The following is a 14173-nucleotide window of genomic DNA, read 5'->3' as shown; positions in this document are numbered from 1 at the left end:
AGATATAGGGGTATTGGTAGGGGGAGGATTTAGATGCAGCAACCAACGAATGAGAAATTACATCGTACGATGAAGAGTAGACATTTATTTATGATCGCACTAGGTGGTGTAATCGGAACTGGTTTTTTCTTAGGTTCAGGTTACACCATTAATCAGGCTGGACCAGGGGGAGCCATCCTTTCATATTTAGTAGGCGGATTTATTATGTATTTAACAATGCTTTGTCTTGGAGAGTTAACGGTAGCAATGCCAGTTTCAGGTTCTTTCCAAAAGTATGCGACGAAGTTTATTGGACCAGGAACAGGCTTTATGATTGGCTGGCTATATTGGCTTGGCTGGGCAGTAACAGTAGGATTAGAATTAACGTCAATCGGTTTAATGATGAAAAGATGGTTTCCGAATGTTGATGTTTGGGTATGGTGCCTTGTATTCGGCGTTATTTTATATGCTTCAAACGCAATTTCGGCGAAAAGTTATGCTGAATTAGAATTTTGGTTCTCTAGTATTAAAGTAATTACAATTCTTGCATTTGTTGTTCTTGGTGGTAGTGCATTATTAGGGTTTATATCATATGACGGAAAAGAAGCAGCACCTCTTTTCTCTAACTTTGTAAGTGATGGTGGATTATTCCCGAATGGACTAGCTGCTGTATTACTTACAATGATTACAGTTAACTTCTCGTTCCAAGGAACAGAGTTAATCGGGATTGCAGCGGGAGAAAGTGAAAATCCAGAAAAAACAATTCCACGTGCGATCCGTAATACAGTATGGCGCATTATGTTATTCTTCATTTTAACAATGACGATTTTAGTAGGATTAATTTCTTGGAAAGAAGCAGGCGTAATTGAAAGTCCATTCGTAGTCGTATTTGATAAAATTGGTATTCCATACGCAGCTGATATTATGAACTTCGTTATTATTACTGCGTTATTATCTGTAGCGAACTCTGGATTATATGCAGCGACGCGTATACTATGGTCACTTGCAAATGAAGGAATGGCACCAACTTCCTTCCAGAAAGTAAATAAGCGTGGTATTCCAATTACAGCGCTAGTTGTAACGATTGCTGTAGCTGGCCTTTCTTTATTCACAAGTTTCCTTGCAGAAGATACAGTATACATGTACTTATTATCTATAGCTGGTTTATCGGCTGTTTCAAGTTGGATCATTATTGCTTTATCGCAATTGCGCTTTAGAAGTCAGTATATAAAAGGCGGAGGAAAGTTAGAGGATTTAAAATATAAAACACCGTTATATCCAATTGTTCCTATTTTAGCTTTAATTACAAATAGTATCGTTGTTATTAGTTTAGCGTTTATTCCTGAACAAAGAATGGCATTATACTGTGGTATTCCATTTATCATTTTCTGCTATATATATTATTATATTAGTAAGAAACGGCAGAAACCGATGAAAGTGGAGATGGAAAAAACAAATGAAACTAACAATCAAACACGATGATATAGAAGCGGATTTATCGTATGGTCAATTAGTGATTGGAAAAGAAAATGGGTATTCACCGTTACAATTACTCATTTCTTCTATCGCAGGATGTAGTGCAATTGTCTTTCGAACCATTTTAGAAAAGAAACGTATTCCATACGATACGTTTACAATTGAAACGGAAATTGGTAGAAGTGAAGCATTATCAAAACCAGTTGAAAGTGTTCATTTGCACTATAAAATTAAAGCACAAAACATTACAGAAGAGCAGTTGGACAAGGCGCTGCAGCTTGCAGTGAAAAATTGTACAATTGTTCAATCTGTAAAAGATAGTATAAAAGTTACGGAAACGATTGAATTAATAAAGTGAAACTGTAATCAGTGAAAGTGTTTATCCCCACTGATTACTAGTTGAACCAATCGGGCTTTTACGGGCAGTTGATCTCCTATTTTACTTCTTTGCTTTACAGCAGAATTTTGAGATAGGGATCTTACTGCCCGTTAATGCGGGATAAAGTAAAATATAAAAACGTGAGAATATAGCTCTCACGTTTTTATGTTTGTAATAAAGGGGGAGATATGATGGAATGTTTAGGGTGTAAATTAGCAGGCGGAGAGGAAAAAATATATAAAATATATGAAGATGACTATGTAACTTGCTTTTTAGATCATGAACCTTTCTATCCGGGACATACTTTAATTGTGCCGAAGCAGCATGTTGTAGAAGTAGATGAATTAGATGATGTTGTAGCAAAAGCAATTATGGATGCTTCTAAGCTTATTACAAAAGCGATTAAGGCATTATACAAACCAGATGGGGTTACAGTTTGTCAAAATGGTGGAGTATTTAACGAGTTAACACATTACCATATGCATGTCGTACCAAGATATAAAGAGCGCTCGTTTGCTGAGTTTTATATGGTACAACCTGAAGAAAAACAGAATCATAACTTTGAAGAGACAAAGCATTTGTTAAAAGAAGCGATAGAGCAAATGCTACATATTGAAAAGGTGTAAAAGAATTTTTCTTAGAGATACAGTCAGGAAAATTCTAATATTAAAAAGCCCAATTTCTCAGTTAAAATAGAGAAATTGGGCTTTTGTTTATCCTATTATTAAATTTTATCTATAAAAAGATTTTACAGTGTCACAAAGTATAGTGCTCATTCGTTATATAGAGTGAGAGGAGGAATTATATGAAAGTTACAAACAACGATTATGAAAAGATGGAAGAGCTATATGAGTTGTACGAGCAAAAAATTTATTATGTAGCATATTCTATTTTAAATAATATTCAGCAGGCCGAAGATTCGGTTCAAGAGACGTTTATTACTCTTTATAAGAACTTGGAAAAGCTCCATAGCTTGAGTACTGAAGAGCTTAAACGCTACATTTTGAGGGTTGCGAAAAACAAGGCAATTGATAGCTACCGGAAAAATAGACGACATGAAACATTTTTAGAAGAATATGAAAGAGAATCAACAGAAACAGTAGATGAAAATATTGAAGAGTGGGAAAAACGTGTAATGTCCGAGGTTCAAATTGATGCATTGTTAAAAGAGTTAAAAGAGTCTAATAGACAGGTGTTTAAGTATAAAGTCTTCTATAACTTAACGTATCAAGAAATTTCAAGTGTCATGGGGATAACGGAGGCTAATGTCCGCAAGCAGTTTGAGCGTGCTCGAAAACGAGTTCAAAATATGATAGGAGGTATACAACATGACGAATTTAAAGAACTCCAAAGAAATGTATGACCTTGCTGAAAAAATTGCTTTAGATGATTTTGATAAACTCGAAGAACGACATGAATTTTCACATACATATACGCGCAAAAAGAAATTGTTTATGGAAGAAATGAAGCTTAAGGGCGAGCAACCACAGAAAAAGCGTAAAAGACATCGTATGTTAATCGCTGCTGCTTGCTTATTGATTGGTATGCCGACAACCGTTTTTGGTGCAGTAAAAGTCTATAATATGATTGTTAAGAAACAAAATTACGAAGTAAATGTTTCGGTAAAAAATAAGGACTCAAAAAAGAGTGATAAGTGGTATAAGCTGAAAATAGGTAAATTGCCAGAAAATATGGAAGCAATCGATGATAGTGCTATGAAATATTCATTTAAAGATAACGACGCAATGGGCGGGTTTTCATTCGTTCTTTCGAGAGTGGGAGAAAATGCGGATTTTCAAACTTTATATTCAAAAAGTTATGAAGAAAAAGAGATAAATGGCAGGAAAGCAGTAATTGTTCATAAAGAAACTGGAAACAACAACGTAATGTTTGACAGAAAGGTCTTTCTCTTTTTTGAGAAAGAAGGGATTATGTTAGAAAGTTATATTGGATCCGATGTAAATGAAGAACAAATGATGGATGTGTTAGGGAGTATTTCACTTGAGCCTACGTCAAAAGAAAAGGCATCATATATAGCAGATTATGATGAAAATCGCTTTACCAAAGCAGCTGAACCGAAAGAAAATAAGGTGATTCCTTTGAAAAAAGATAGTAAACGACTATTTCATATAGGACAAAAGGTTCCAGTAACGATATCTATGGATAACAGCCAAATTGAATATGTGATAGAAAAAGTTGAAGTTTTTGATTCAATCAAAGATTTTAAACAAGAGAACTTTAATGAACTTGGCCTAGAGATATTAAGCAAGAATAAGGCTTTAGATCAGACGGGAAAATTACTATCGTACAGACGAGATGAATATAAATTAGGGAATGGTAAAGATTCAATTGATACATTAGTAGATTCGAAATTAGTTAATGTTAAATTTGTCTACTTAACAACAACAGTGAAAAATATTGGTAAAAAGTCGACAGAAGAAATCTATATGCATCCATCCATAAAACAGCTTAAATTTGAAGGGAATGCATGGAAATACGCTAAAGAAGAGGGAATGGACGCAACGGGTATTATGACAGGTGAAGTTGATTATTTAGAACCTCACGGAGATGGAAAAAGTTTTTATAATATTGGCAGTATCCGACCAGGACAAACGATGAAAGTTAACTTAGGTTATTTTGTAGATGAGGATAAACTAGATTCAATCTTCCTTGATGCTTTCCATTACAGAGGGAATGGTGGCACTGAAAATATGAATGCGGAATATCGTTGGTGGATTGATATTCGTCAATAGTAACAAAGAGACTAAAAAGCTGCTTATATTTAGCAGCTTTTTTCGTCTCCATACATATGTAAAATTTCTTTCGCACGTATACGTAAAACATCTATCAATTCTGTCGGTGCTAACACTTGTGCATCTTTTCCAAGTCTATAAAATAAAGGCGTAATAAAATTGATTTCTCCTTTATCAATTGTTGAATGTATATATCCTGTCCCATCTTCGTTTACTACAACGAATTCTTCAAGGTAAGGCACGCTTTTACATTGGCGTACGCCTTCTGTTGACAGTAAAACATGTAACTGAGTAGGATTATGTACTACGTGAGAGTTAGAGGCAAACCACTCTTCTAAATTCATGAATGGATCTTTATTTTCTTCTGTTGATAATATAGAAAGAATACGATCAATACGATACAGTAATACTTTCTTTCTACTGAAGTCATAGGATGGTAAGTACCATAATCCGTCATGAGCATATACACCGATAGGATGAACATGCTTTGTTTTTATCCCCGATTTAGATTCGTATTGAAAGTGTAAATTTTTATTTTCAATAGCTGCGGTTAACACTTCGTTTAAAAGAGGGGTATCAATTGTTCTTTTTGGATTCCAAAAAGCGATATAAGAACGTATTTTATCAACTTTCGTTTTCGCATCATGTTGTAGAGAGCTGTACAGTTTATGAGTAACAGAATTGATTTCTGTGTTAAAAGGTAAGTCTCGATAGTAACTTAAAGATTGAAAAGCAAAAAAGATGGAGACTGCTTCTTCTTCCGTAAATAAGATAGGTGGAATGATTCTATTCGTTAATACTTTATAGCCTCCGTTACGACCTTGTTCTGCGTAAATGGGTAATCCCATATCATTTAAATCTAAAATGTATCTATGGACAGTACGAACGGAGATATTAAATTCATCAGCTACTTCTTGCGCTGTAAATGTCTTTTTGGCAGAAGCAAATATAAGAATATCTAATAAGCGTTTAGCTTTTGACAAATGTATCACCTTTTCTTTTTAACATGACATAAATTGTCATGTTTTATTGTTAGTATATTGTTTACATCATATGTTATCAAGATGAGATGCAAGGAGGAAAAGAGATGTCACGTGAAATTGTTTTATTTATTGCGGCGAGCTTAGATGGATATATTGCGAAAGAAAATGATGATTTAGAGTGGTTAATGGAAACGGAAGGAGAGGGAGATAACGGTTATACAGAGATGTATGAAACAATTGATACAATAATCATGGGAAAAAGAACGTACGATTATGTAGTAGAGCATATGGAAACATTCCCGTATGTAGATAAAAAATGTTATGTTTTCTCTAACTCAGAAAAAGGTTCAAATGAATACGTGGAGTTTGTAAGTGAAGATGTAGTGGAGTTTACAAAAAGGTTGAAAGAGCAAGAAGGATCTAAAATATGGATGGTCGGTGGAGGGAGTCTACTGAGAGAGTTCTTTAAGAATAATCTAATTGATGAATATGTTGTTACGATTACACCTCATATATTAGGTTCTGGAGTTCCATTATTTCAAGACAAGAACCCGGAAATTAATTTAACTTTAACGGATACGAAACGTTTTGGGCAATTTGTAAATTTATATTATAAAGTAAAATGATAAAGAAACACGACTACTGGTGGTAGTCGTGTTTCTTTACAGATGGTAATGAAATGATAAAGCAAGATCCATGATCGACTTCGCTCGTTACAGTAATATTTCCGCCGTGTAATTCTACAATTTCTTTCACGATAGATAGTCCTAAACCAGTTCCACCTGTAGCTCGTGATCTTGCTTTATCAACACGATAAAACCGATCGAAAATGTGAGGGAGGTCTTCAGACGGAATACCTTCACCTTCATCTTCAATTGTAATGGTGATACGTTTATTTTCTTCTATAACAGAAATGCGGATGTGAGAATGTTCTTTTGAATGTCTATAAGCGTTATTTAAAATATTCCCCACAACTTGTTCGAATCGTTGTTCATCTAAGTTTACTAGCAGTGTAGGAGGACAAGAGAAAGAAACTGTAATGTATCTTTCCTTATACATGGCGTTTACTTTTTCGGCTATGCGAGTAAGGAAAGTGTGTAAATGTACTTCCTTTACTTGAATAGAAAAGTTATGTTGTTCCATTTGTGCAAGTGAAAACAAATCTTGAACTAAGTTTGTAATGTAATCAGACTCATCTTTTATAATAGATAAATATCGTAAACGTTGCTTGGGCGATGTGGTTTCTTTTAAAGCAATGTCAGCGTAACCTCTTACGTATGTCAAAGGTGTTCGTAATTCATGAGCAACACTTGCTAGAAATTCACTTCGCTCTGTTTTCATATAATGTAAATCATTAGCAAGCGTTTGAATTGATGAGGCTAGTTCACCAATTTCATCATTTCGAGTAGTCGTTAACGAAACGGATAAATCGCCTTTACTCATTTTTTCAGTGGCATGTTTCATGTGTAACAATGGTTTTGTTAATAACCGAGATAAAAGAAAAATGGTAATGACTGTGAGTAGAAATGTGATGGCGCCAGCAATAATGAACTGTTTCGTTAATCCATTTACCAACTTTTCAATGGATTCTGTTCCAAGAAACATATACACATACCCTTCATGTTTTCCAGCTACTATGATAGGACTAACTGTACATATATAATTAGATGTTTTCCAGTGATTTTCTATAATCGCTCCGTTATGGTCTGTTCGAGTCTGCATGCTACTAATGTGATTTTTTATAGTCGTGTTTATTTCGTTAGATTTAGCTAGCACTTCTTTATTTGTATTTGTAATAACGACAGTTGTTTCAGCTTCAGATTCCATTAGTGCTACGTGAGAGATTGTTTGCTTATCATAATATTTTTCAAGTACATCACGATGACTGTTTCCACGTTTTAATAAAGCAGTCATTTCTTCATTTACTCGAGTGTTTACGAGACTATAATAGAGCAACACAAATAGAACACTTTCAATTAAAAGTGTGACAATTAAAAAATAAAATCCGAATTGAATAGAGATTCGTTTCATCACTTTGCTCCTTAATGTTCGGTATCAATCCATCGATAACCAACTCCGTACACAGTTTTTAAATGATCATCAATAGGGAAATTTACTTTTCGTAATTTATCACGCAAATTACGAATATGTGAATCGACAGTTCTATCTTCTGTATTTGTATTTAATCCCCAAATTCGTTCAATGAGCTGATCACGGCTTAATACGTAGTTCACATGACGTAAAAATAATCCGAGTAAAGAGAATTCAATTGGTGTAAGAAGAAGTTCTTCATTATAGACAGAAACGAAATGCTTTGCCTCATCCCATAAAATGCCGTCATATTGGATTTGGGCGTGTTGATTCGTTCGCCTTAAAACAGCTTCAATTCTTGCAAAAAGTTCTTCTTCATGGAAAGGTTTCGTTACGTAATCATCTGCTCCGATTCTTAATCCTTGGACGAGATCTACGGTTTGATCACGAGCTGTTACCATAATGATAGGAACGTTACTAAATGAGCGGATTTTTTTGCACGTTTCCCATCCGTCCATCTTTGGCATCATAATATCGAGTAAAACAAATTTAAAGTTTTGATTTTCTATATGTAAAATCGCTTCTTCTCCGGATCGTGCACATACGCAGTTGTATCCAATTGGAGTAAGATAAAGCGTTAATAATTCAAGCATTCTCGGTTCATCGTCTACGAGTAGTATATCAATCATAGAGAGCCCTCCATATATAATCTTTACTTAAATTGTAATGCAAAATCATGAAGAAATGGTGCAGATTGTAATGCGTCTGCATAATTTCTTCAGAATTGCTTGTTATTGTAAAGTTGAAATTCCATTTTAGGTAATGATATTGGCTCGAAAATGATTCATACGGAGGCGGTATAGTGAAAAAAATGACCCGAGTTTTTGGGATAACAATAATTACAGCAGTTGGTCTTGCGGCATGTGGACAAACGAATACAGATCATCAAAATCATGAATCTAAAGAAGAGAAGAAAACAGAGCAGAAGGAAATGAAAATGAATCAGGAGGCAACTGCACCGAAAGAAATGAATCAAGGTGCATCGAATGATTTATTAACGATAAGTTTAAAAAATGTAACGAGATTAAACACAAATGATCCTCTCCAAATGGCAGTATTAACTTCGCAGACGATATGGCCAGCAACGCATAAAGAGAATCAGCCAGGCGCTGTTATTTTAGTACCAGTAAACGAGTGGCAATTAGGTATTGCAAGTGCAGACCTTATTCATCATCCGAATAACGGACCGATTCTATTTATAGAAAAAGAAAAGGTACCCGAAATGACGTTAAAAGAAATAAAACGGCTAAATCCGCTCGGAACGAAAGATGGAACACAAATTATGGTGATGGGGGATGTCGGTGCATCAATCCTTGAGCAATTAACAGAGTATAAAGTAAAGCAAATAAAAGAAACGGATCCAGCTATATTTGCTAAAGATGTTGATAAAGAGTATGCGGATATAACAGGTAGTTATCCGAATAGTGTTATTATCGGCTCATCCGAAGAGGAAGGGCGTTTATATACAACACCAGCTGTAAACTGGATTTCTCATATGCCAGAACCATTACTTTATACAGAAAAGAATAAAGTGCCAGAAGCGACGATAGAGGCATTAAAGATGAGAAAAGATAAAGCAAATATATATTTACTAGGACCAGAAAAAATCATTTCAAAAGAAGTAGAAAAAGAGTTAAGCAAATACGGGAAAGTAACGCGTATTAGTGGAGAGACTCCAGTAGAAAATTCTATTGCATTCGCAAAGTTTAAAGATGAAAAAACAAAATTTGGATGGGGGTTCACGAAACCAGGCCATGGTGTATCATTTGTTTCAAACAAAACACCAGACTTAGCAGTTGCAGGAGCACCATTTTCACATATGGGTAAACATGCACCTGTTATCTTATTAGAGGAAGGAAAAGCTTCACAACCAGTGTATGATTTCCTTGCTACTATTCAACCGAAGTTTAAAGATGACCCAACACTTGGACCGTATAACCACGGCTTCTTATTAGGGAGTACGAGTGATATTTCATTTGAAACACAAGGTATATTGGATGAGAGGTTAGAGATTGTGCAAGAAAGTGGTCAAGGTCACGGTGGACATTAAAGAAAAAGACGCTGCTAAGGTATCGTCTTTTTCTTTAGGAAACTTTTACATAGCAAAACTCTCTCTACTCGTTATATAATAGCCCTCGTGCATTCAGCTTAGATTTTCTTATGGAGAAAATCAAATGATAAAGTGAAACTTTAATCATTGGGGGTTGTTCATCTCCAATGATTATTAGCCTTCACCAATCGGGCTTTTATGGGCAGTGGATCCCCACCTAACTTCTTTGCTGTCGCTGAATTTTGAGATAGGGTCTTACTGCCCGGCAAATAGCGGGGTAAAAGAGTAGAGGAGTGGTATTTTGTTTCAAACGATAAAAAATGATTGGTTTTCTAATGTGAGAGGGGACGTTTTATCAGGAATTGTCGTTGCTTTAGCATTAATTCCTGAAGCGATTGCTTTCTCTGTTATTGCAGGCGTAGATCCGACAGTTGGACTATACGCAGCCTTTTGTATTGCTGTTACCATTTCATTTGTTGGTGGAAGAACTGGGATGATTTCAGCTGCAACAGGTGCAATGGCATTATTAATGGTAACGCTTGTTAAAGATCATGGTTTACAATATTTATTTGCTACAACAATATTAACAGGTATTGTCCAAATTATTTTCGGCGTATTCAAACTGAGCTCATTTATGAAGTTTGTTCCGAAATCTGTTATGAGTGGTTTTTTAAATTCACTTGGAATTTTAGTTTTTACAGCACAATTGCCGCATTTTAAAAATGCAACTTGGCAAATGTATGCACTTGTCGTATTAGGACTTGTTATTATATATGTATTTCCACGTATTACGACAGCTGTCCCATCGACACTTATTTCCATTATTATTGTGACAAGTATTGCAATTATGAGTGGATTACAGTTGAAAACAGTAGGGGATATGGGAAGCCTGCCGAAAGAATTACCGTTCTTTAGTATTCCTGATGTGCCTTTTACACTTGAGACATTAGGGATTATTTTACCGTATGCAATTATGCTTGCAATTATTGGTTTACTAGAGTCATTACTAACAGCTTCAGTTTTAGATGATATGACGCATACGGAAAGTAATAAGCATAAAGAAGCACGTGGACAAGGGATTGCAAACATTGTCGCTGGTTTCTTCGGAGGAATGGCAGGATGTGCAATGATTGGACAATCTGTTATTAATATTAAATCAGGTGGACGTGGACGATTATCGACGTTTGTAGCGGGTGGATTTTTGATCGTATTACTATTTGTTTTAGGGGACTATGTTGTTCATATTCCGATGGCAGCTTTAGTTGCGGTTATGATTATGGTTTCAATCGGAACGTTTGATTGGAACTCTGTAACAGCAATTCATAAAGTGCCAAAAGGGAATGCATTTGTTATGATCGTAACAGTTGTGGTTGTCTTAATTACACATAATTTAGCATTAGGTGTAATTATCGGAACAGTAATTAGTGCGGTTTTATTTGCATTCAATATGGCAAAGATTCACGTGAAACATTTATATATTGAAAATAAGAAAATATACGAAATTCACGGCCAACTTTTCTTTGCATCTACGGCAGATTTTATAAATAATTTTTCATTTGAGGAAGATGTAAAAGAAATTGAGTTGAATTTTTCTCACGCACACGTATGGGATGATTCAGCAGTGGCATCAATTGATAAAGTTATCATGAAGTATGAACAAAGTGGCGTGAAAGTAAGTATAACGGGATTAAATGAACGTAGTGCAAAACTTGTTACAAATTTAGCTACTTATAATAAAAGAATTGCTAGTTAGAAGCCTCCTTTTTAGGGGGCTTTATTATATAATACGAGTAGGATAACGAAAAGGGGATTCAGCATATGTATAAACAAATTATATTAGCATGTGACGGTTCTGAACATGCACTTCGAGCAGCGGAACATGCAACATATATTGCGAAATGTAGCGAAGAAGCAAATGTTGAAGTTGTGTACGTAGTAGATAATAGAACAGCAAAATCAGATATTATACAAGGTCAAACAGATTTAGAAACGATATCAGCTAGTCGAAAAGATAAATTAAAAGAGATTGAAGGTTTATTAAAGAAAGAGAACATTTCTTATACAATTACGATATTACATGGCGATCCAGGAGATACGATTGTTCAATATGTGAATACAGGAGATATAGATCTTGTTATTGCTGGGAGTAGAGGGCTAAATACACTGCAAGAAATGGTGCTTGGTAGTGTGAGTCATAAAATAGCAAAGCGTGTGAAATGTCCGGTGATGATTATTAAATAAATTGAGTGAGATATTCTGTAGTGTAAGCAGGGCCTTGATATAATTCAAGGTCTTTTTTGACGTATAAAAGGGGAGAGTGTGGACATAATAGATACATAAGTTTTAGAAAATATTAACTTACAAATTTGTAAGTTTGTTGTCAGAAAAATCGATGTTATGAAAATTATTCCATTGGTAAAATAAAAATAACGAAGGGAAGATAGGGAGGATGAAAAAGATGAAAGCACTTCAAAATTTATCATATAGTCAAGGTGTCAGTCTTATTTGTTTAGGGGGATTTGCTGCATCTGTTACGTTAGCTGTTGTAATAAAGATGATTCATCAAATCTTTTAATCTTACAGTAGGGAAGGAATTGGTTGTTATAAATAGTAAGAGAAGGATTATAAATAAAAAATAGCTCCTGGCATGTATCTCAGTGCCAGGAGCTATTTTATTATTTTTCTGTTTCTGCTTTATCGCTTGTTACTGCAACGTCTTTCCATGTTAATTTTGCACCAGGAGCAACATCGTAGTTTTTCACACGATTATTTACGCCTGTTAATTCAAATTGATAGTGAAGTGGGATCATAGGTGCTTCATCATGGATTAATTTTTGCCATTTATCGTATACTTCTTTACGATATTTTTCATCACCAGATTTTTCTGATAAACCTTCGTTTAATAATTTAGTGTTTTCATCGTTTACCCAGCGACCGTAGTTGAAGCTTGCATCTTTTGCCCAAAGACCAGATAAGTCAGGATCAGAACCAGTGCCCCAAGCTCCACCGAAGATATCAATCTTTGGATCATCTTTCTTAATCATATCATAGAATGAGTTAAACTCGTGTAGACGACCATCAACAAGCTCTACTTTTAAGCCGATATCTTTCCAAGATTGAATAAAGAATTTTGCAAGTGGTTCACTTGTATCGCTACCGCTACTAGCTAAGTAATTAATTTTGAATTCTCCGCCCTTTGGATCCTCACGGAATCCATCACCGTTTTTATCTTTATAGCCAGCTTCATCTAATAATTTCTTCGCTTTTTCTACATCGAAGTCATATGCACCAGCTTTGTTATTATGGAACTTCGGCATAGATGGTGGAATTGGTGAGTTAGCTGGGAAGCGAAGGCCATGATATACCTTCTGTCCAAGTTCTTCACGATTCACTGCATATGCCATCGCTTGACGTAAACGGACATCTTTAAATTTGTCTTTATCCATTACAGCTTCTTTTTTGTCTTTGTCCATATGTCCAAATTTAAATCCGATATAGCTATAATATAAGTCTGTGACACCGATTAATTGTGTATTCTTTAGTTTGCTCACATTTGGATATTGATCTGCAGTAACTTTTGCGATATCAATGTCACCTTTTTTCAGTGACGCGTTTACGATTGCAGGGTTTACTACTTTTAAAGTTAAATTTTTTAATTTAGGTTTACCGCCCCAGTAGTCATCGAAGCGTTCAAATTCCACTGATTCACCAGGAACGATTTTCTTCACTTTAAATGGCCCAAATCCAATTGGATTTTTACGAACTTTGTCGGATTCTGCTAACTTATCAATTGGTACATCGCCTAAGTATTTTTTAGGTGTAGGAGCTGTCCAAATACCTGTTTTCATAGAAGGGTTTATTTGTTTGTAAGTAATAGAAATTGTTTTCGGATCAATTACTTTTACCCCTGAAATTTTATCAGCTTTCCCAGCATGATATTCTTCCATCCCTTCAATCATTTGCATTTGTGCATCGTAACGAACACCACTATACTTACTATTACCGATAACTAAATATGAATATTCTAAATCTTCCGCTGTTACAGGGTTACCGTCATGCCAATTTACATTATCTTTAATTTTAATTGTAATTGTTTTCTTGTCGTCAGAAATTGTATAAGTTGCAGGACCTTCATTATTAATTTCCCAGTTTTTGTCTGTATATAATAGTGATTCATCAAAAAAGTTAATGACTTCAGCATCTGGAGCACCATCATATACAACTCTACTTAAAACACCTGCGAATGGTGTATTTGAAACAAGAGCGTATGTTAATGAGCCGTCTTTAATTTCTTTTTTATCATTTTTAACAGCAGCATTAAATTTTTGCGTATCTACTTGTTTATTATTGCTAGAAGTACTAGTCTTTTTGCTTCCACTATCGGCACCCCCACATGCAGATAGTAGTAGTGTTGAAGCTGCTAATGTACTTAATACTTTGTAAAGTTTTGGCTTATTCATAA

General features: G+C 35.0%; 14 protein-coding genes. 10 read left to right on the top strand and 4 right to left on the bottom strand.

Features of this window, described 5'->3' with window-relative positions; genetic code table 11:
* The first annotated feature begins 33 nt into the window (after nucleotides 1–33).
* The 5 genes from AC2CGR_RS25225 (at nucleotide 34) to AC2CGR_RS25205 (ending at nucleotide 4587) form a co-directional block, all read left to right on the top strand.
* On the top strand, nucleotides 34–1461 hold the full coding sequence (locus tag AC2CGR_RS25225) for an amino acid permease (RefSeq protein WP_087967060.1): 1428 nt from the start codon (nucleotides 34–36) through the stop codon (nucleotides 1459–1461).
* Nucleotides 1436–1813: an OsmC family protein gene (locus AC2CGR_RS25220; protein WP_087967058.1), complete on the top strand. Its 378-nt coding sequence runs from the start codon at nucleotides 1436–1438 to the stop codon at nucleotides 1811–1813. Before AC2CGR_RS25225 ends, AC2CGR_RS25220 begins: the two co-directional genes overlap by 26 nt.
* A gap of 212 nt (nucleotides 1814–2025) precedes the next feature.
* Nucleotides 2026–2460, top strand: coding sequence for an HIT family protein (locus AC2CGR_RS25215; RefSeq protein ID WP_087967056.1), 435 nt, complete (start codon nucleotides 2026–2028; stop codon nucleotides 2458–2460).
* 179 nt (nucleotides 2461–2639) lie between these two features.
* Nucleotides 2640–3197, top strand: a complete 558-nt coding sequence (locus AC2CGR_RS25210; RefSeq protein ID WP_087967054.1) for an RNA polymerase sigma factor — start codon at nucleotides 2640–2642, stop codon at nucleotides 3195–3197.
* Nucleotides 3163–4587 (top strand): DUF4367 domain-containing protein, encoded by a 1425-nt coding sequence (locus tag AC2CGR_RS25205; protein WP_087967052.1) that lies wholly within the window; start codon nucleotides 3163–3165, stop codon nucleotides 4585–4587. The genes AC2CGR_RS25210 and AC2CGR_RS25205 overlap by 35 nt, the downstream gene beginning before the upstream one ends.
* A gap of 29 nt (nucleotides 4588–4616) precedes the next feature.
* Here the strand turns inward: AC2CGR_RS25205 and AC2CGR_RS25200 are convergent, their stop codons facing one another.
* Entirely contained in the window at nucleotides 4617–5570 is a 954-nt protein-coding gene (locus AC2CGR_RS25200) for a helix-turn-helix transcriptional regulator (protein WP_131101389.1), read from the bottom strand.
* Between the two features lie 104 nt (nucleotides 5571–5674).
* Here AC2CGR_RS25200 and AC2CGR_RS25195 point away from each other — a divergent pair, with 104 nt between their 5' ends.
* Entirely contained in the window at nucleotides 5675–6196 is a 522-nt protein-coding gene (locus AC2CGR_RS25195) for a dihydrofolate reductase family protein (protein WP_087967049.1), read from the top strand.
* 13 nt (nucleotides 6197–6209) lie between these two features.
* Here the strand turns inward: AC2CGR_RS25195 and AC2CGR_RS25190 are convergent, their stop codons facing one another.
* On the bottom strand, nucleotides 6210–7601 hold the full coding sequence (locus tag AC2CGR_RS25190; protein ID WP_087967047.1) for a sensor histidine kinase: 1392 nt from the start codon (nucleotides 7599–7601) through the stop codon (nucleotides 6210–6212).
* An 11-nt stretch (nucleotides 7602–7612) separates the two neighbouring features.
* A complete protein-coding gene (locus tag AC2CGR_RS25185) occupies nucleotides 7613–8290 on the bottom strand; it encodes a response regulator transcription factor (protein WP_087967045.1) in 678 nt (225 codons plus the stop codon).
* A 173-nt stretch (nucleotides 8291–8463) separates the two neighbouring features.
* Here AC2CGR_RS25185 and AC2CGR_RS25180 point away from each other — a divergent pair, with 173 nt between their 5' ends.
* The 4 genes from AC2CGR_RS25180 to AC2CGR_RS25165 all read left to right on the top strand — a co-directional run bounded on the left by AC2CGR_RS25180 (nucleotide 8464) and on the right by AC2CGR_RS25165 (nucleotide 12286).
* Nucleotides 8464–9711, top strand: coding sequence for a cell wall-binding repeat-containing protein (locus AC2CGR_RS25180; RefSeq protein WP_087967043.1), 1248 nt, complete (start codon nucleotides 8464–8466; stop codon nucleotides 9709–9711).
* 301 nt (nucleotides 9712–10012) lie between these two features.
* On the top strand, nucleotides 10013–11464 hold the full coding sequence (locus AC2CGR_RS25175) for a SulP family inorganic anion transporter (protein WP_131101392.1): 1452 nt from the start codon (nucleotides 10013–10015) through the stop codon (nucleotides 11462–11464).
* Between the two features lie 65 nt (nucleotides 11465–11529).
* Nucleotides 11530–11952 carry a universal stress protein gene (locus AC2CGR_RS25170; protein ID WP_000277992.1) on the top strand — a complete coding sequence of 141 codons (423 nt, stop codon included), beginning with the start codon at nucleotides 11530–11532 and terminating at the stop codon, nucleotides 11950–11952.
* 208 nt (nucleotides 11953–12160) lie between these two features.
* Nucleotides 12161–12286 (top strand): DUF4027 family protein, encoded by a 126-nt coding sequence (locus AC2CGR_RS25165; RefSeq protein ID WP_000738301.1) that lies wholly within the window; start codon nucleotides 12161–12163, stop codon nucleotides 12284–12286.
* A 100-nt stretch (nucleotides 12287–12386) separates the two neighbouring features.
* Here the strand turns inward: AC2CGR_RS25165 and opp4A are convergent, their stop codons facing one another.
* Complete coding sequence (gene opp4A, locus AC2CGR_RS25160; protein ID WP_073542880.1) at nucleotides 12387–14171, bottom strand: oligopeptide ABC transporter substrate-binding protein; 1785 nt, start codon at nucleotides 14169–14171, stop codon at nucleotides 12387–12389.
* Between the last annotated feature and the right edge of the window lie 2 nt (nucleotides 14172–14173).

The organism is Bacillus sp. LSHTCR4 (genome assembly GCF_057197025.1).
Note: the sequence above shows the minus strand (reverse complement) of the source record. Positions and strands in the feature narration are given on the sequence as shown.